General features: G+C 66.0%; 13 protein-coding genes. 6 read left to right on the plus strand and 7 right to left on the minus strand.

Annotated features, from left to right (window positions below; all coding sequences use genetic code 11):
- Positions 1-72 precede the first annotated feature (72 nt).
- The gene (locus Atep_RS04855) at positions 73-1,959 is read left to right on the plus strand and encodes a DEAD/DEAH box helicase (RefSeq protein ID WP_213380520.1); all 1,887 of its coding nucleotides are present in this window, start codon (positions 73-75) and stop codon (positions 1,957-1,959) included.
- On the opposite strand, the gene yrfG is transcribed toward Atep_RS04855, so the two are convergent.
- On the minus strand, positions 1,935-2,642 hold the full coding sequence (gene yrfG, locus Atep_RS04860) for a GMP/IMP nucleotidase (protein ID WP_213380521.1): 708 nt from the start codon (positions 2,640-2,642) through the stop codon (positions 1,935-1,937). The two genes, Atep_RS04855 and yrfG, sit on opposite strands and share 25 nt — an antisense overlap.
- 74 nt (positions 2,643-2,716) lie before the next feature.
- Here yrfG and Atep_RS04865 point away from each other — a divergent pair, with 74 nt between their 5' ends.
- From Atep_RS04865 to Atep_RS04880, 4 genes are all read left to right on the plus strand, one after another.
- Positions 2,717-6,241 (plus strand): class I SAM-dependent DNA methyltransferase, encoded by a 3,525-nt coding sequence (locus Atep_RS04865; protein WP_236786496.1) that lies wholly within the window; start codon positions 2,717-2,719, stop codon positions 6,239-6,241.
- Between the two features lie 298 nt (positions 6,242-6,539).
- Positions 6,540-7,583 carry a thioredoxin family protein gene (locus tag Atep_RS04870; RefSeq protein ID WP_213380522.1) on the plus strand — a complete coding sequence of 348 codons (1,044 nt, stop codon included), beginning with the start codon at positions 6,540-6,542 and terminating at the stop codon, positions 7,581-7,583.
- A 129-nt stretch (positions 7,584-7,712) separates the two neighbouring features.
- On the plus strand, positions 7,713-9,836 hold the full coding sequence (gene pta / locus Atep_RS04875) for a phosphate acetyltransferase (RefSeq protein ID WP_213380523.1): 2,124 nt from the start codon (positions 7,713-7,715) through the stop codon (positions 9,834-9,836).
- Positions 9,833-11,074 carry an acetate/propionate family kinase gene (locus Atep_RS04880; protein WP_213380524.1) on the plus strand — a complete coding sequence of 414 codons (1,242 nt, stop codon included), beginning with the start codon at positions 9,833-9,835 and terminating at the stop codon, positions 11,072-11,074. Before pta ends, Atep_RS04880 begins: the two co-directional genes overlap by 4 nt.
- A gap of 182 nt (positions 11,075-11,256) precedes the next feature.
- Here Atep_RS04880 and Atep_RS04885 read toward each other — a convergent pair whose 3' ends face one another.
- The gene (locus Atep_RS04885) at positions 11,257-12,492 is read right to left on the minus strand and encodes an RNA-guided endonuclease InsQ/TnpB family protein (protein ID WP_236786499.1); all 1,236 of its coding nucleotides are present in this window, start codon (positions 12,490-12,492) and stop codon (positions 11,257-11,259) included.
- A 310-nt stretch (positions 12,493-12,802) separates the two neighbouring features.
- Between Atep_RS04885 and Atep_RS04890 the strand changes: the two genes are divergently transcribed.
- Complete coding sequence (locus Atep_RS04890) at positions 12,803-13,288, plus strand: YbhB/YbcL family Raf kinase inhibitor-like protein (protein ID WP_213380525.1); 486 nt, start codon at positions 12,803-12,805, stop codon at positions 13,286-13,288.
- A gap of 71 nt (positions 13,289-13,359) precedes the next feature.
- Here Atep_RS04890 and ccmI read toward each other — a convergent pair whose 3' ends face one another.
- From ccmI to ccmE, 5 genes are read right to left on the minus strand one after another with little or no spacing between them, the layout of a single operon-like run.
- Positions 13,360-14,652 carry a c-type cytochrome biogenesis protein CcmI gene (ccmI, locus tag Atep_RS04895; RefSeq protein ID WP_213380526.1) on the minus strand — a complete coding sequence of 431 codons (1,293 nt, stop codon included), beginning with the start codon at positions 14,650-14,652 and terminating at the stop codon, positions 13,360-13,362.
- Between the two features lie 6 nt (positions 14,653-14,658).
- The gene (locus Atep_RS04900; protein ID WP_213380527.1) at positions 14,659-15,153 is read right to left on the minus strand and encodes a cytochrome c-type biogenesis protein; all 495 of its coding nucleotides are present in this window, start codon (positions 15,151-15,153) and stop codon (positions 14,659-14,661) included.
- Entirely contained in the window at positions 15,150-15,695 is a 546-nt protein-coding gene (locus Atep_RS04905; RefSeq protein WP_213380528.1) for a DsbE family thiol:disulfide interchange protein, read from the minus strand. Before Atep_RS04905 ends, Atep_RS04900 begins: the two co-directional genes overlap by 4 nt.
- A 10-nt stretch (positions 15,696-15,705) precedes the next feature.
- On the minus strand, positions 15,706-17,691 hold the full coding sequence (locus tag Atep_RS04910; RefSeq protein ID WP_213380529.1) for a heme lyase CcmF/NrfE family subunit: 1,986 nt from the start codon (positions 17,689-17,691) through the stop codon (positions 15,706-15,708).
- Positions 17,691-18,167, minus strand: a complete 477-nt coding sequence (gene ccmE, locus Atep_RS04915; protein WP_213380530.1) for a cytochrome c maturation protein CcmE — start codon at positions 18,165-18,167, stop codon at positions 17,691-17,693. Before ccmE ends, Atep_RS04910 begins: the two co-directional genes overlap by 1 nt.
- Between the last annotated feature and the right edge of the window lie 7 nt (positions 18,168-18,174).

Here is an 18,174-nt window from a genome sequence, read left to right on the forward strand (position 1 = left end):
TTGCAAGCCTTGCCGTCCGCGAGGCTTCGAAACCGCTCAGCAGGCCAACCCGGACGTTCACCGACAGCTTCAATGACCGACACACATCTGACCTCGACCCGCTTCGACAGTCTCGCGCTCGATCCCCGGATCCTCGCCGGTCTCGCCGACGCCGGCTTCACCCATTGCACCCCCATCCAGGCCGAGACCCTGCCGATCGCCCTGGAAGGCCGGGACATCGCCGGACAGGCCCAGACCGGCACCGGCAAGACGGCGGCCTTCCTGGTGGCGCTGATGCAGCGTCTGTTGCATCAGCCGCCTGGAGCCGTGCCCGAGTCGGCGGCGGCGCCTGAGACACCCGTCTCGGCGGACGACTCGCCGGAGACCGAGTCGCCTGAGCCGGCAGCCGCGCTCGAAGCCGAATCCGCGTCTGAGCCTGAGCCGATGCCCGCACCGGCCGCTTCCGCCAAGCGTCGCCGTGGCCCACGGGCGCTGGTGCTGGCGCCGACGCGCGAGCTGGCGGTGCAGATCCACAAGGACACCCTGTCTCTGGCCAAACACACGGGTCTGCGCTCGACCGTGGTCTATGGCGGCACCGGCTATCAGCAGCAGCGCGACGAGCTGGCGCGCGGGGTCGACATCCTGATCGGCACGCCCGGACGCCTGATCGACTACTACAAACAGCACGTCTTCGATCTGCGCAGCATCGAGGTGGTGGTGCTCGACGAGGCCGATCGCATGTTCGATCTCGGCTTCATCAAGGACATCCGCTATCTGTTCCGCCAGATGCCGCCGGTCGAGCAGCGGCTGGGGATGCTGTTCTCGGCCACGCTCTCCTATCGGGTCACGGAGCTGGCCTACGAGCACATGAACCATCCGCGTCTGGTCAAGATCGAGACCGAGCAGGTCACGGCCGACCGGGTGCGTCAGGTCTGCTACATGACCGCCAACGAGGAGAAGATCCCGCTGCTGCTGGGGCTGATTCGCGGCTGGCCGGACGGGCGCATCATCGTCTTCGTCAACACCAAGCGCGAGGCCGACCGCGTCTGGGGCTATCTCCAGGGCAACGGCATCGACACCGCCGTGCTCTCGGGCGACGTGCCCCAGCCCAAGCGGTTGAAGCTGTTGCGCGACTTCACCAACGGCACGCTGCCGGTGCTGGTCGGCACGGACGTGGCCGCGCGCGGTCTGCACATCCCGGACGTGACCCATGTGGTCAACTACGACCTGCCCGAAGACCCGGAGGACTATGTGCACCGCATCGGTCGCACGGCGCGCGCCGGGGCGGCGGGGGATGCGGTCAGCTTCGTCTGCGAGACCTATGCTTTCTGTCTGCTCGACATCGAGCAGTACATCGGGGCCAAGGTGCCGGTCGAGCCCGTCGATCCGGCGCTGCTCGCCGAGGTCGATCCGCGCAGCCGCATTCGGCCGGATCGCGCCGATCGTGAGGAACGGCGTGATGGGCGCGGCGGGCGTGGCACACGCGAGCGCGGCGTAGGTGCGCCGGACGGTGCATCGGTCGAGGCCGGCGCACCTACGCCGCGTCCGCGTCAAGATCGTCCGGTCTCGAACGCGCCCGCCCGCCTCAGGACGCTCGACGAGAGCTTCCTCGACCAGATCGTCGACGAGTGGCCTGAGCGCACCGGGCCGGAGCTGGAGATCCCGGACATGCCGATCATCCGCCGGATCAAGCGTGTGCGCGGTCAGCTCGAACCGGCGGCCCTGACCAGTCCGCCGGTCAAGCCGCGTGAGCCGGTCGAGAAGTCATCGGCCAAGGCCCGGCCCGCCGAGACGCCGCGTCCGGCGGGTACGAGCGTGGAGCCGACCGGCGAGGCACCGGCCGCCAAGGTCGATGCGGAATCCGCCGAGGCCAAATCCGGCAAGCGGCGTCGGCGTCGGCGCAAACCGACAGTGGAGGGGCGTTCCGCTCAGACCGAGACGGAGACGGTTTCGGATCAGGCGCCCGAGACCGTGGACTGAGCCGAGGCGGCGAGTCCGGGCAGCAGCGCCGAGAAGTCGCTGATCGCCGGAAACTCGTCGGTTCGGCGCGGCGGTTGTTTGGAGTCGGGTGCCGGCACGGCCAGCAGTTGACTGAAGCCATACGCACGCGCCGCGCGCAGGACATCCAGGTCGTCGTCGACGAAGAGCGTGCGCTCGGGGTCGAACGGCTCGATCGCCTGGAACGCCGGCCAGAACTCGGGCGACTCCTTGGCGATCCCGAGATCGTGCGCCGAGATCACGCGCTCCAGATGACCGGCGAGCGGCGTGCGTTCGAGCTTGAGCGCGAGTGTCTTCTGATGGGCATTGGTGACGAGGACGCGCCGCTTGCCGAGCGCGGCCAGGGCTTCCAGGAAGTCCGGCACATGCGGATGGACCGCGATCAGATGCTCGACCTCGCGCTTGAGCAGCACGATGTCCAGACCCAGCTCGCGGCTCCAGTGATCGACGCAATACCAGTCGAGCGTGCCCGCGATGTCGCGATACCGGGCGTGCAGCTCGGCGCGGGCCGCCTCGAACGACAGGCCGCGCGCCTCACCATAGCGGCGCGGGACGTGTTCGAGCCAGAAGTGATTGTCGAAATGCAGATCGAGCAGGGTGCCGTCCATATCGAGGAAGACAGTGTCGATTTGGGTCCAGTCGATGGGGTCATTGGTCGTGGTCATACGGCATCGGGCTCGAAAGGCGTCAAGTTGTCGCAGATTGTAGACAGGTTTTTCAAAAAATCGGGACGCTTTTCGTGCCACTCCTTGACCCAGACATCGACCCGGCCGTCGAAGCCTTCATCGCCCGCTGGAGCAGCGGCGCCGGCCACGGCGGCAACGAGCGGGCCAATCTCCAGATGTTCATTCTGGAACTCTGCGCGCTACTCGACCTGCCGCCGCCCGATCCGGCCGGGTCCGAGCATAGCGACAACGCCTATGTGTTCGAGCGCAAGCTGATCGAGCGTTTCGCCGATGGCGGTCGGACCACGCGCGCTGTGGATTGCTACCGGCGCGGCTGCTTCATCCTCGAAGGCAAGGACACCGGCAAGCGGACCGGCAGCGGCGGCTGGGACACGGCCATCGTCAAGGCGCGTCAGCAGTCGGAAAATTACATCCGCTGTCTGCCGCCCGACGAAGGCCGTCCGCCCTTCGTCGTCATCGTCGATGTCGGGCGTTCGTTCACGCTCTATGCCGAGTTCAGCCGTTCGGGCGGGCACTATGTCGCCTTCCCGGACGCGCGTCGTCACACCATTCGTCTGGAGCAGTTGCGCGACCCCGAGATCCGGGAGCGTCTGCGGGCGCTCTGGCTCGATCCGCTCAGTCTCGATCCGAGCCGCCGCGCGGGGCAGGTCACGCGCCGGATCGCCGATCGGCTGGCCGGATTGGCCAAGTCGCTGGAGTCCGACGGGCAGGCCGCCGAGCGGGTCGCCGGGTTTCTGATGCGCTGTCTGCTGACCATGTTCGCCGAGGACGTGGGGCTGTTGCCCGAGCGCAGTTTCACCGAGCTGCTCAAGCGGTTGCAGGCCAAGCCCGAGTCTTTCGCGCCGCAGTTGGCGAGTCTGTGGCGGACGATGAACAGCGGCGGGTTTGCGCCGGCGCTCGATGCGGCGCTGCCGCGTTTCAATGGCGGGCTGTTCGCCGAGCCCGAGGTGATCGCGCTGTCGGCGGCGCAGATCGGGCTGTTGATCCAGGCCGCCGAGGCCGATTGGCGCGAGGTCGAGCCGGCGATCTTCGGTACGTTGCTGGAGCGGGCGCTCGATCCGCGCGAGCGGCACAAGCTGGGGGCGCACTATACGCCGCGTGCCTATGTCGAGCGGCTGGTGTTGCCGACGGTGATCGAGCCGTTGCGTGCGGAGTGGGCGGAGGTGCAGGCGGCGGCGCTCAATTATCACGCGCGCGGACGGACGGCGGAGGCGGTGGCGGAGATCCGCGCCTTTCATCATCAGTTGTGCTCGACGCGGATTCTGGATCCGGCGTGCGGGAGCGGGAATTTTCTCTATGTGACCCTGGAGCACATGAAGCGGCTCGAAGGCGAGGTGCTGGAGGTGCTGGGCGGTCTGGTCAAATCCGGGGCGTTCGAGCTGGCGGGGCTGACGGTCGATCCGCATCAGTTTCTGGGGCTGGAGGTCAATCCGCGTGCGGCGCGGATCGCGGAGCTGGTGTTGTGGATCGGCTATCTGCAATGGCATTTCCGCACCTATGGCAATGTCAATCCGCCGGAGCCGGTGTTGCGGGATTTCCACAATATCCGGCATCGGGATGCGTTGATCGACTATGCGGCGGTCGAGCCGGTGTTGGATGCAGATGGCCGGGCGGTGACGCGCTGGGATGGCGTGACGCTGCGGGTCAGTCCGGTGACGGGCGAGGCGATTCCGGACGAGTCGGCGCGGGTGGCGCAGGTGCGGTATGTCGAGCCGCGTCGGGCGGAGTGGCCGGAGGCGGATTTCATCGTCGGCAATCCGCCGTTCATCGGGGCCGCGACCATGCGGCGGGCGCTCGGGGACGGCTATGTGGAGGCGGTGCGCCGGACCTGGCCGGAGGTGCCGGAATCGGCGGATTTCGTCATGTACTGGTGGCATATCGCGGCGGAGACGGTGCGGGCGGGACGGGCGAAGGGTTTTGGGTTCATCACGACCAATTCGATTCGGCAGACCTTCAATCGGCGGGTGATTCAGGCGCAGCTTCAGGCCAAGCCGCCGCTGGCGCTGGCGTTTGCCATTCCCGATCATCCCTGGGTGGATGCGGCGGATGGGGCGCAGGTGCGGATTGCGATGACGGTGGGTGTGGCCGGGGAGTACGAGGGGCGGTTGCTTCAGGTGCGCGAGGAACTTGGAAGCGATCGGGATGGCGTGCAGGTCGAGTTGCTGGAGCGGTCGGGGCGGATCTTTGCCGATTTGAAGATCGGGGCCAATGTGGCGGGAGCTGTGCCGTTGCGTGCGAACCTGGGCCTCAGTTCCCCCGGCGTCAAGCTGCACGGCGCCGGGTTCATCATCACGCCGGAAGAGGCGCGTCAACTCGGTCTTGGCGCGATCGACGGACTGGAGCGTCATATCCGAGCCTACCGCAATGGCCGCGATCTGGCCGACAAGCCGCGCGGCGTCATGGTCATCGATCTGTTTGGGTTGACTGCCGATGAAGTGCGCGAGCGCTTCCCGACGGTCTATCAATGGCTGCTGGAGCGGGTCAAGCCGGAACGCGATCAGAACAACCGCGCGACCTATCGCGACAACTGGTGGCTGTTCGGCGAGGCTCGACGCGATTGGCGCACCATGTCAGCCGGATTACCGCGCTTCATCGCCACCGTCGAAACGACGAAGCACCGGATCTTTCAGTTCCTCGACGCCGCGGTCCTGCCCGACAACATGCTGGTCAACATCGCCGGCGACGATGCCTTGATCCTCGGCATCCTGTCGAGCCGTCCGCATGTCGTCTGGGCGCTGGCGGCGGGCGGTCGACTCGGGGTGGGCAACGATCCCCGCTACAACAAAACCCGCTGCTTCGAGACCTTCCCCTTCCCCGACGCGACACCCGAGCAAGCCGCCACCATCCGCGAGCTGGCCGAACGGCTCGACGCCCACCGCAAGCGCCGGCAGGCCGCCCATCCCGAACTGACCCTGACCGGGATGTACAACGTGCTCGAAAAACTGCGCGCCGGCGAGCCGCTCACCGCCAAGGACAAGACCATCCACGCTCAAGGACTGGTCTCACTGCTCGCCGAACTGCACGACGCCCTCGACCGCGCCGTCTTCGCCGCCTATGGCTGGGACGATCCGGCCGAACGGCTGATCGGTCGCCCCGGAGCCACCACCCCGCTTCCCGACAAACCCGAAGCCCAGACCGAGGCCGAAGAGATCCTGCTGCAACGTCTGGTCGAACTCAACGCCGAACGCGCCGCCGAGGAAGCACGCGGCCGGATCCGTTGGCTCCGTCCCGACTACCAGAACCCCGACGCCGCACCCACCCCCGAACAGACTACCGCGCCACTGGAGACGGAGACCGACCTCGCGCCGGATACCGAGACGCCGCCCCGCACCGACACCGGCGCCCCCGCCAAGCTCAAAAAACGCCCCTGGCCGAAAGGAATGCGCGACCAGATCGCCGCCGTGCGCGAAACCCTAAACGACGAAGCCCTGACCCTGGACGCCCTGGTCGCCGGCTTCAAAGACCCGAAGAAGACCGCCCCTTTGATCGCCGACGCCCTCGCCGCTCTCGCCGAACTGGGTCTGGTCCAACGCGAGGGGGAACGCTACCGGATGGCCGGGAGCCGGGCGGGCGGATAGGCCAAGAACGATGCGGTGCTCAAAGGCGAGAACCTGATCGATCTCGTCAATGCCAAGCGCCCGGCGGGGTACCGGATTGGGACGTTGGAGCGATGACGACAAGGGACTGTCCGAGTACAGATGCAAGCCCCCGGCTTTAGCCGTGGGGTACATGACGGACAACGGATCGCTATCATGCCTCATTAGACGATCGCCTGATCGACCTCAGCGTCGTCGACGATCGAGGCGGCGCAAGGCCGCTTGTGGCAAGTGGTGATGCCGTTATGGCTGGAACAGCAGAAGCAGGTGATGCACCAATATGGCCTGGACGATTGAGTTTTCGGCCCTGGCTCGAAAGAACCTCATTTCAGTGCTGATCGTGTTCAGCTCGGCGGCGCCGGCGTTCGATCGACCCGACGACCTGGATCCGGAGGGCGGCACGGCAATGCAGCGTGTCAGCGAGACGGCCGCGTATCCGGACTGGTTCCTGTCGGGCCGGCTCGACATCCGCGCCGACCTCGAAGCCGCCATCGCCGCCGGCAAGCGCGGACTCATGGTCTATTTCGGCCAGGATCACTGCGTCCATTGCGAGCGATTCATGCGCGTGAACCTCGCCGATCCGGATCTCGTCGCCTATCTCCGCCGTCATTTCGACCTGGTGTCCGTCGACATCCATGGCCGTGCCGAGATCAGGACGTTGGACGGCGAGCGACTCGACGAACACACCTGGGCGCGACGCGAGCAGACCGATTTCACACCCTCGCTCCTGTTCTACGACGCCGAGGGTCGGCTGGCGCTCAGACTGCGCGGCTACTATCCGATCTATCCGTTCCGGGCGGCGCTCGAATACGTCGCCGACGGTCACTACCAGCGTGAGTCCTTCGACGACTATCTGGCGCGCGGCGACGAGCGTCTGGTCTTCGACAGCGAGGATCTCAACGACCAGCCCTTCTTCAGTCCGCCGCCCCATGTGCTCGACCGCCGGATTCGGGCCGAGCGCCCGCTGGCGGTGTTCTTCGAGCGCGGCGACTGTCACCCCTGCGACGTGCTCCACGGTCGGGTGCTGCGCGTGCCCGAAATCCGATGTCGCTTCGAGGCGCTCGACACCGTCCAGCTCGACCGGCGCTCCGACACGCCCGTCATCACGCCCGACGGCGAGCGCACCACGGCCCGCGCCTGGGCCGATGCGCTCGGAATCCGGCACGCACCGGCGATCCTCTTCTTCGATGAACGGGGCCGTGAGTTACGGCGGCTCGATTCGGTTGCGGACTTCTATCGCCTGCATCAGGTGTTCGACGACATCCTCGCTCAGGACGAACGCGACCGGGACCGCCGTAGCGCAACACCCTCGCACCGACCCTGAACGACGTGTGACGCCGATGTCACGGACTCGTCGCCCCTCGTCGGGGAGAATCTGGTATTTTGGCGCCATGCAGCATTTCAGCGACCGCGCCAGAGGCGCGGCCGAACCCTTTCCCGTCAGAGTGAGATCATGCAAAGCATCTATATCGCCGGCGCCGGCGCCGGTAGCGGCAAGTCGGTCGTCGTCCTGGGTTTCATGGAGATGTTGTCGGCGGTGGGCCGCCGGGTCGGCTTCTTCCGGCCCTTCGCGCCCCAGGGCGCCGAGCTGGACAATCTGACCGCCCTGATCCGCGCGCGCTACCACCTGCCCTTTCCACCCGAGATGCTCTACGGCTGCACCGTGGAGACGGCGCGCCAGTTCATCGGCAGCGGGCGCTACGACGAGCTGCTCAAGCTCATCATGAACAAGTTCAAGATGCTCGAAGAGCAGTGCGATCTGGTCGTCTGCGCCGGCACCGACTACAACGGACTCATCCCCTCGCTGGAGTTCGGGTTCAACGTCGATCTGGCCAACAACTTCGGGTGCAGCCTGGTGGCCGTGGTCAAGGGCTTCGGGCGCACCCCGCAGGAGGCCTGGGACGCGCTGCATATCACGCACGAACTGATGCGCGAGCGCGGCGCCGATTTTTTGGCCAGCGTAGTCAACGGCGTGTCCCCCGAGGATCTGGAGACCGTGCGCGGCCGGGTCCAGCACCTGCTCACCGAGACCGAGACCGTCTATGTGCTCCCGGAACAACCGACGCTCGGGATGCCGACCGTGGGCGAGATCCGTCAGGCGCTCGGTGCCGAATGTCTCTACGGCGAGGGCGATGCCCTGCACCAGGTCGTCACCAACTACAAGATCGCGGCCATGGAGATCCCGGACTTCCTGCGCTATGTCGAGGACGGCTGTCTCATCATCACGCCCGGCGACCGCTCCGACATCATCCTGGCCAGCCTGGCCGCCGATGTCTCCACCGCCTTTCCGCGCGTGGCCGGGCTGCTGCTCACCGGCGGATTGCGACCGGCCGAGAAGGTCCGCGACCTGATCGAGGGTCTGCGCCGCACCAAGGTCGCCATCCTCCAGGTGCCGACCGACACCTTCACCACCGCCATGCACGTCAGCCGCATCGAAGCCGGTCTGCTGCCGGGCGACGATCGCAAGCTCGCCGCCGCGCTCGGTGTCTTCGAGGCGAACGTCGATCTCGACGAGCTGCGCGGACGCATCGCCGTGCATCATTCCGAGCGTGTCACGCCGCTGATGTTCGAGTACGAGCTGATCCGCCGCGCCAAGTCCAGACGCCGGCACATCGTACTGCCCGAGGGCGGTGACGAGCGCATCCTGCGCGCCGCCGAGATCCTGAGTCTGCGCCAGGTCGCGGACCTGACACTGCTGGGTAATCCGGAGCGCATCCGGCGACGCGCGGCTGAACTGGGTCTGCACCTCGACGGCATCCGCCTCATCGACCCGGTCGACTCGCCCGATCGCGTCCGCTATGCCAAGACCTATTACGAACTACGCAAGCACAAGGGCATCTCGGAACAGATGGCCTACGACATCCTCCAGGACGTCAGCTATTTCGGCACCCTGATGGTCTATCACGGCGATGCCGACGGCATGGTCTCGGGCGCGACCCACACCACCCAGCACACCATCCGGCCTTCGTTCGAGACGCTCAAGACCAAGCCGGGCGTCAAGCTCGTCTCCAGCGTGTTCTTCATGTGCCTGCCCGATCGGGTGCTGGTCTATGGCGACTGTGCCGTCAATCCCAATCCGGATTCGGAGGAACTGGCCGACATCGCCATCAGCTCGGCGCAGACGGCGACGGCCTTCGGCATCGAGCCGCGCATCGCCATGCTGTCGTATTCGAGCGGAAGCTCGGGCAAGGGCGAGGACGTCGACCGGGTGCGCGAGGCGGTGCGCTTGGTGCGCGAGCGCCGGCCCGATCTCAAGGTCGAGGGACCGATCCAGTACGACGCGGCGGTCGACATCGAGGTCGGGCGCTCCAAGATGCCCGACAGCGAGGTGGCGGGTCATGCCACGGTGCTGATCTTCCCCGACCTCAACACCGGCAACAACACCTACAAGGCGGTGCAGCGCAGTGCCGGCGCCGTGGCCATCGGACCTGTGCTCCAGGGGCTGAACAAGCCGGTCAACGATCTCAGTCGCGGCTGTACCGTGACCGATATCGTCAACACTGTGGCCATCACCGCCATCCAGGCGCAGGATGCGTCCGGCGCGACCATCACCGGCAACGAGGAAACGGCTCAATGAAGGTTCTGGTTCTCAACTCGGGCAGTTCCTCGATCAAATATCAGCTCTTCCGGGTCGAGGACTGGCAGGCGCCGGCCTCGGGTCTGGTGGCGCGCATCGGCGAGCCGGAGGGCGAGATCAAGCTCAACTGGCTCGACGGCGATGAGGCATCGCATTCCAGCCAGGAAGCGCTGCCGATCCCGAATCATGAGCAAGGCATCGATCACATCATCCGCGCCCTGCGCGACAGCGGCGTGCTGGTCGAGGTCTCGGAGCTCGCCGCCATCGGCCATCGCGTCGTGCATGGCGGGGTGCGTTTCAAGCAGCCGGCGCGCATCGACGACTCGGTGATCGCGGCCATCCGCGAGGTCGTTCCGCTCGCTCCGCTGCACAATCCCGGTCATCTGGCCGGCATCGAAGCGGCGCGCGCGCACTTTCCGGGCGTGCCGGCGGTGGCGGTCTTCGATACGGCCTTCCATCAGACCATGCCGCCTTCGGCCTATCGCTACGCCATCCCCGAGGCGCTCTATACCGAGCATCGCATCCGCCGCTACGGCTTCCACGGCACCTCGCATCACTATGTCGCCAAGCGTGCGGCTGAGCTGCTCGGTAAACCGCTCGACCAGTGCAATCTGATCACCCTGCATCTGGGCAACGGCGCGAGCGCTACGGCGATTCGTGCCGGGCAGTGCGTCGACACCTCCATGGGCCTGACGCCGCTCGAAGGGCTGGTCATGGGCACGCGCAGCGGCGACATCGATCCGGCGGTCGTCATCTACCTGTGCAAGCATCTGGGGCTGGACGCCGACGAAATCGACCGGCTGCTCAACCGTCAGAGCGGCCTGCTGGGACTGTGCGGCGTCAACGACATGCGCGAGATCGACCAGTTGGCCGCCGCCGGCGACGAGCGCGCCGAGCTGGCGATCGCCATCACCACGCACCGGCTCAAGAAATACATCGGCGCCTATTACGCCGAGCTGGGCCGGGTCGATGCCGTCGTCTTCACCGGCGGCATCGGCGAGAACGCGGCCGAGATCCGTCGCCGTGCCTGCGAAGGACTGGAGCGCCTGGGCATCCGGCTCGACACCGAACTCAACGAGTCGCGCGCCCTGCGCGGCGAGCGCTGCATCAGTGCGCCCGATGGGGAGGTCCGGGTACTGGTCGTCCCGACCAACGAGGAACTGGAGATCGCCCAGCAGGCGTTGCGGACGGTCGCGGGAGAGGATGGATCTGGGATCATCCACCCAAGTACGCGTTGACATCCTCCCCGCCCTAAAGGACGGGGATTCCCAGGGTACGGCTCCCCGGCCGGGCGGTCCTCGCGAATCGCCTTTCCTGCTTCAATGCGGGATGACGCGTAGACCGGCTCAACCACCGCCGTTCCGCCGTCAGCACCCGCTCCACAGGCTTTACGTCCCGGACGTCCTCCGGTAGTCCCAACTCACTCATGCACCCGCAGGGCGTCCGCGCCCTGGAGGATGGCCTGGCCTGCCGCCAGGATGTTGCGCGCCGCATTCAGATCGCGGTCATGGCGCGTGCCGCACGCCGAACAGGTCCAGTGGCGGTCGCTCAGGCGCAGCGCCCGATGCAGGTGTCCGCAGCGGCAACAGCGCTGACTCGACGGATACCAGCGGTCGATCAGTACCATGGTGCGCCCGTACCATTGGGCCTTGTAGTCGATCTGACGGCGGATTTCACCGAACCCCACGTCCAGGATCGCCCGGTTGAGGCCCGCTTTCCGGCGAACCCGTTTCCCCGGCTGCTCGGCTGTTCCCTTGGCGCCGGCGGTCAGGCCCCGGACGTAGAGATCTTCCATCGCGATCACTTGGTTCTCGCGCACGATGGTGGTAGTGGTTTTGTGCTGCCAGTCGCGGCGCACATTGGCTTGGCGCTCCATGATGCGCCCCACTTTTTTGTGGGCGTTGTGCAGGTTGTTGGAGATCGGCAGGCGCGTGCCTTTGGGCAGCGGCGCCTGGGGATCCAGGCCCAGGGCTTTCTTGGCCGCCGCCACCTTGCGCCGGCAGGCGCGTTGATAGCGCCGCTTGCGCTGTTCGAGCCGCTTGAGCGCCTTGGGTGGCTGAAAGCGCCGGCCGGTACTCAGCACCAGTTCCTTGACGTTGAGGTCAATACCCGTTTCCTGGGTCGTCGCCGGCAACGGCTGGACGTTCGCCTCGATCAAGAATGAGACGTAGTATTTTCCGCCCGTGGTGCGGGTGACGGTCACAGAGGACGGCGCCGCGTCTTTCGGTAACGGTCGTGACCAGCGGATGTCGAGCGGTTCGCGCTGTTTAGCCAAGGTCAGCCGCCCGTCGCGGAACGTAAAGCCATTGCGCATGTAGGAGCAGGACTGATCGCCCCGGCGCGACTTATAGGCCGGATATCCGGCCTGTTTTTTGAAGAACCGCGCGAAGGCCGCGTCCAGATGCCGCAGCGCCTGTTGTAGGATGACGCTGGAGACCTCGGCGAGCCAGGCGGTGTCCGGGGCTTGCTTCAGGACTTTCAGTTGCCCGGCGAGGTCTTTGTAGTAGAGGCGCCGGCCGTGCTGATAGAAGGCGTCGGTGCGCTGCTGAAGACCCCAGTTATAGATCCAACGCGCGCAGCCAAACGAGCGGGCCAACTGCTCGGCCTGCTCCTCCGTCGGATAGAAACGATAGCGGTAGGCGCGTTGAACGATCATGGCGCATATTATACACTAACTATAGCTTGTAAAAACACCCCTTTCGCCCTTCGGGCGAGCGCCTTATATCCCCGCCCTGAAGGACGGGGTTTTACGGCGCACTGGATAAAAAGTGGCGGCCGATGAGAAGGCCGCCGAAGGACGCACAGCTAGGGATCGTGAGAGCGCTTGCTGATCGAACCGCACGCCCGTGACGGCCTGTCATGACCCGAAACGGGGATCGTTCGCTGTGGAACCGTGCCGAAATCACCTTGGGGTGCGGTTCGATCCTGTCTTGGTTCAAACGTTAGCACAACGCTGGAGGCCAAAAATGGCACTGGTTCTCAAATCCGACGCATTCGTCGATGGCGGGTCCATTCCGCGTGACTACACCTGCGATGGTGAGGATCGTTCTCCACCACTGAGTTGGGAGAACCTGCCGGAGGGCACTCGGAGTCTGGCGCTGATCGTCGACGATCCCGATGCGCCCGATCCGGCCGCGCCGCGCATGGTCTGGGATCATTGGATCCTCTACAACATCCCGCCGGAGTGCGGCGGACTGCCCGAGGAGGCGGCGCGTCATGGATTGCCCGAGGGCACGGGGCAGGGGATCAATAGCTGGGGGCGGACGGGGTACGGCGGACCCTGCCCGCCGATCGGGCGTCACCGCTATTTCCATCGGCTCTATGCGCTGGACGTGCGGCTACCGGAGGCGCTGGGGACGCCCGGCAAGGACGATCTGCTGCTGGCGATGGACGATCACATCCTGGCCCATGCCGAGCTGGTCGGAACCTATGAAAAGTCCGTCGCGGACTGAGCCGAACTCGATGATCGGAAATCGTGCGCTGGGCGCCAGGACTCAGAAGTCCTGTACGCCCGTTTTGGCGTTCAGGGCCGCACTTGATCGATCCGGATCTGGACATCGGTCTGGGCATCGCGCTGAACCGGTCCCGATTCGCCGAACAGATCGCCCGACTGAGGTGTGGCCTCACCGCTCTTCGAGATCCGCGCTCCGACCCGAACCTGCTCGAAGGCCGACAGCCGCAGGGCCGGGTTCATGGCCTGGCTGTCGTCGAGCGTCACGGTGGCGGGCAGATCCTTGGCCTGAAGACGCTGCACGGCCAGCGGCATCGGTGGCCCTTGAACGGCACGCGCGAAGACGAAGACCGTATCCTCGGGCGAGACGCGATCCGAGAGACTCGGGTCGAGGCTGACGGCCACGGTCAGACTCGCTTGGGAGTCGGCTTGGGACGCCGCCTGTGAGGTAGGCGCGGTTTCGGGCGCTGTCGTTTCGCTCGACGTTGCGGAAGCAGTCTCGGCTGGAACCCCGGCGCGACGCTGGGCTTCGTCCATCATCTTTCTGAGATTGCCGGCTTCCTCGCTCGCCGGGTCGAGTTCGTCGAGGATACTCTGCCAGGTGGTCCGCGCGGCCTGATACTGACCCCGCTGGAAGGCGACCAGACCCGAGAACCAACGGGCGTTGGAATTGGTCGGCTCCAGGGTCAGCGCCTCGGCGATCAGTTCAGCCGGGCGTCCCAGCAGACTCTTGTCGGGATCGGCCAGTCCCAGCACCTCGGCATAGGCGATCTTGAGTTCGACCTCGTTGGGTGCGAGCGTATAGGCGCGCTCCATGGCCTTGACGCCGGCGTTGAGCCGACCCATGGCCAGATAGGTGCGGCTGAGCATCATCCAGCCATCGATGTTCGCCGGTTCCTGTTCGAGCCGTTTTTCCAACTGCTGAACCAGCTCCTCCAGCGAGGCGGCCTTGGCGTTGGGGCTGTCCGCCATGGCGGCCGCCTGGCGCTGGTCGATCAGGTCGGTTCGACCGAGTTCCAGATAGGCGAGCACGGTGGCGGCCGGGACGATGATGGTCAGGATCAGCGCCATCGCCCAGCGGCTGAAGGCCGAGCTCGAACGCGCGGCCGCAGCGGTCTCGGCACCGTCCAGGTCGTAGAGCAACTCGCGCTCCAGATCGCGCCGTGCGGCGTCGTACTGTTCCTTGTCGAGAAAACCCGCTTCCAGGTCGGCATCGAGTTCCTTCAGACGCTGCTGGAAGACCTCCAGGTTGAGCCGATCCTGACCGGGCGCGGTATCCGGCGGCGTGGGGCGCACCAGAGGCGCGAGCACGAAGACGAGCGACAGAGCCAGCAGAAGGCCGGCGAGAATCCAGAAGATGATCATGGGGTTCTAGTCGTGTTGGTCGCCGGTCTGGGCGAGTAGCTGTTGCAGTCGGGCGCGTTCGGCCTCGCTCAGATCCTGCTCGGGTTCGGCCTTCTTGCGCTGGAGCGTGCGCGCGAGCAGATAGGCGCCGAAGCCGACGAACAGGAAGGGGCCGAACCAGAGGATGAGGGTCGAGGGTCTGAGCGGCGGCTCGTAGAGCACGAAGTCGCCATAGCGCTCGACCAAAAAGTCGATGACCTCCTGACGGCTCCGGCCCTCCTGCATCATGCGATAGATCTCCTTGCGCAGATCCTGAGCGACGCCGGCCTGTGAGCCGGCGAGCGACTCGTTCTGACAGACCAGACAGCGCAGCTCGCCGGTGAGATCGCGGAATTCCTGGGTGCGTGCCGGATCCTCGAAGGTGAACTCTTCCAGGGTGAAGGCGTGAGCCGGAGCGGTCGTCAGCAGGGCGCCGGCCAGCATCAGCGCGGCCGCGAGCGACTGGGTCTGAGTCCGGATCATGGTTTGCCCCCTTGGTAGCGCGCGACGATGGGCCGGATCTCTTCGGCCCAGACCTGGGCGTCGATCGGTCCGACCCGCTTGTGACGGATGATGCCCTCAGCGTCGACGATAAAGGTCTCGGGCGCGCCATAGATGCCCCAGTCGATGCCGGCTTGGTTATCCGGGTCGTAGAGGGAGACCGTATAGGGATCGCCGTAGCGTTGGAGCATGGCCAGCGCCTCGGGTCGGGTATCCTTCCAGTTGAAGCCGATCACGCGCACACCGTGCTCGCGCGCGATACGCATGAGTTCGGCGTGTTCCTGACGGCAGGACGGGCACCAGGAGGCCCAGACGTTCACCAGCGACACCTGGCCGATGAGAATGTCGCGGGTCAGGGTCTGGTTGGGATCCTTGAGATCGGGCAGGCTGAACTCAGGCGCCGGCTTGTCGACCAGCGGCGAGGGGATCTTGCGCGGGTCCAGTTGCAGCCCGTAGAAGAGCAGGGCAGCCAGGGCCAGAAAGATCCCGAGCGGGATGAGGGCGCGTTTGGCGGATGTGTTCATAGTCGATCCTTCAAGCCTTGGCGAGCGCGGCGTCGGACGGAACGGTCGCGGTCTGGCGGACGGTACGATAACGCCGGTCCGTCGCGGCCAGCGTGCCGCCGATGGCCATCAGGATGCAGCCGAGCCAGATCCAGCGCACATAGGGTTTGTAATAGAGGCGCAAGGCCCAGTCGCCCTGATCACCGACCGGCTCGCCGAGCGAGATATAGATGTCGCGCAGCAGACCGGCGTCGATCGCCGCTTCGGTCATGGGCATCCCGCCTGAGACATATTTGCGCTTCTCGGGATAGAGGCGGGCGATCTCGCGCTCACCGCGATAGACGACGAAGTCGCCCCGGAACGCCTGATAGTTGGGTCCGGGCACGGCCGTCACGCCGTTGAACTGGAAGCGATAGCCGGAAGCCTCGTGACTGGTGCCGGGCGACATGCGCACGTCGGTCTCTTCACCGTGGATGGAGACCATGGTGACGCCGACGATGAAGACCGCCAGCCCCAGGTGCGCCAGCCACATGCCGTAATAGCCGCGACTGTTGCCCATGAGATCGGCCTTGAGACCGCGCAGTCCGCCCTTGTGCCTGAGCCGGTCGAACAGACTGAGCAGGTGGGACGCCGCCAGCCACACCGCCATGCCGACGCCGAAACCGACCGCCAGAGGCCCCTCGGAGACACCCGGAAATCCAGTGACCACGAAGGCCGCGATGCCGAGTGCCAGCGCGATCCAGAGCGCGCGCACCAGACGCCAGGCCTCGTCGTGCTTCCAGTGCACATGCGGCCCGATGGCCGTGGCCAGGATCAGCAGCGGCGACAGGGCGACGAACATCTTGTTGAACCAGGGGAAGCCGACCGAGATCTTGCCCCAGCCCGCCGCCTCGTAGATCAGCGGGGCCAGGGTGCCGAACAGCACCAGCGCCGCCAGGGTGGCGAGCAGCAGATTGTTGATGAGCAGGAAGGTCTCGCGCGAGAGCAGATCGAAGCGCCCGCCGCCGGAGATCGTCGGCGCGCGCCAGGCATAGAGCGCGAGCGAGCCGCCGATGACCACGCACAGGAACAGCAGGATGAAGCTGCCGCGCGTCGGATCCGTGGCGAAGGCATGGACCGAGGTCAGCACGCCCGAGCGCACCAGGAAGGTGCCGAGCAGCGAGAGCGAGAAGGTCGAGATCGCCAGCAGCACCGTCCAGTTCTTGAAGGCCGCACGCTTCTCGGTCACGGCCAGCGAGTGCATGAGCGCCGTGCCGACCAGCCAGGGCATGAAGGAGGCGTTCTCGACCGGATCCCAGAACCACCAGCCGCCCCAGCCGAGTTCGTAGTAGGCCCACCAGGAGCCGAGCGCGATGCCGATGGTCAGGAACACCCAGGCGACCGTGGTCCAGGGCCGCGACCAGCGTGCCCAGGCCGCGTCCAGCTTGCCGCCGATCAGCGCGGCGATGGCAAAGGCAAAGGCGACCGAGAAGCCGACATAGCCCATGTAGAGCATCGGCGGATGGATCGCCAGTCCCGGATCCTGCAACAGCGGATTGAGGTCACGGCCTTCGAGCGGCGCCGGGAAGATGCGGGCGAACGGGTTGGACGTCAGCAGCATGAACAGCAGGAAGCCGATGGCGATCATCGCCTGCACCGAGATGACGCGCGCGATCATCGGCAACGGCAGGTTGCGGCTGAAGTGCGCGACCGCCGCGCCCCAACCGGCGAGCATCAGCACCCACAGCAGCAGCGAGCCTTCGTGCGCACCCCAGATGGCCGAGACCTTGTAGAGCGTCGGCATCAGGGTATTGGAATTGGACGCGACATAGAGGACCGAGAAGTCGTCGCCCAGGAAGGCGATCAGCAGACAGAGGAACGCGATGCCGATGAAGGTGAGCTGACCCCAGGCCAACGGACGCGCCATGGCCATCCAGGCGCGGTTGCCGGTGAAGCTGCCGATCAGGGGGATGCTCGCTTGTGCAAGCGTCAGCATCAGCGCCAGCAGCAGGGCGAAATGACCGAGTTCAGGGACCATCAGTTGGCCGCTCCGCTGTTTGACTGGCCGGCGGCGGCGTTGGTCACGCCCTCGGCATGGGCGGTCTGGAGCGTGCCGGCGACCTCGGGCGGCATGTATTCCTCGTCATGCTTGGCCAGGACTTCCTCGGCCTGGAACACGCCGTCCGGGCGCAGCCGGCCCTTGGCGACCACGCCGGTTCCTTCCTTGAACAGATCCGGCAGGATGCCCGAGTAGGCGACCTTGACGGTCGCGGCATTGTCGGTGACTTCGAAGTTGACCAGCAGCCCGTCGTCCTGGCGCTGGAGCGTCCCCTCGCGCACCAGTCCGCCGAGTCGGAAGACGTGATCGGCCGGCGCTTCGTTGGCCAGCACCTGCGTGGGGCTGAAGAAATAGGAGAGATTGCTCTGGAGGGCGGTGATGGCCAGGGTCGAGGCCGCGCCGATCCCCAGGATCGCCAGACCGACGAAGACCAGTCGTTTCTGTCGTGCTTTCATGTCGAAA

The sequence above is a fragment of the Allochromatium tepidum genome, assembly GCF_018409545.1.
GTDB classification, from domain to species: domain Bacteria; phylum Pseudomonadota; class Gammaproteobacteria; order Chromatiales; family Chromatiaceae; genus Thermochromatium; species Thermochromatium tepidum_A.

Excerpts from the sequence above, each read along its gene's own strand:
- Atep_RS04870 (WP_213380522.1), top strand. The coding sequence starts at position 6,540 with ATGGCCTGGACGATTGAGTTTTCGGCCCTGGCTCGAAAGAACCTCATT.
- Atep_RS04900 (WP_213380527.1), bottom strand. The coding sequence starts at position 15,153 with ATGATCCGGACTCAGACCCAGTCGCTCGCGGCCGCGCTGATGCTGGCC.
- Atep_RS04905 (WP_213380528.1), bottom strand. The coding sequence starts at position 15,695 with ATGAACACATCCGCCAAACGCGCCCTCATCCCGCTCGGGATCTTTCTG.
- ccmE (WP_213380530.1), bottom strand. The coding sequence starts at position 18,167 with ATGAAAGCACGACAGAAACGACTGGTCTTCGTCGGTCTGGCGATCCTG.
- yrfG (WP_213380521.1), bottom strand. The coding sequence starts at position 2,642 with ATGACCACGACCAATGACCCCATCGACTGGACCCAAATCGACACTGTC.
- Atep_RS04880 (WP_213380524.1), top strand. The coding sequence starts at position 9,833 with ATGAAGGTTCTGGTTCTCAACTCGGGCAGTTCCTCGATCAAATATCAG.
- Atep_RS04855 (WP_213380520.1), top strand. The coding sequence starts at position 73 with ATGACCGACACACATCTGACCTCGACCCGCTTCGACAGTCTCGCGCTC.
- ccmI (WP_213380526.1), bottom strand. The coding sequence starts at position 14,652 with ATGATCATCTTCTGGATTCTCGCCGGCCTTCTGCTGGCTCTGTCGCTC.
- Atep_RS04890 (WP_213380525.1), top strand. The coding sequence starts at position 12,803 with ATGGCACTGGTTCTCAAATCCGACGCATTCGTCGATGGCGGGTCCATT.
- Atep_RS04910 (WP_213380529.1), bottom strand. The coding sequence starts at position 17,691 with ATGGTCCCTGAACTCGGTCATTTCGCCCTGCTGCTGGCGCTGATGCTG.
- pta (WP_213380523.1), top strand. The coding sequence starts at position 7,713 with ATGCAAAGCATCTATATCGCCGGCGCCGGCGCCGGTAGCGGCAAGTCG.
- Atep_RS04885 (WP_236786499.1), bottom strand. The coding sequence starts at position 12,492 with ATGATCGTTCAACGCGCCTACCGCTATCGTTTCTATCCGACGGAGGAG.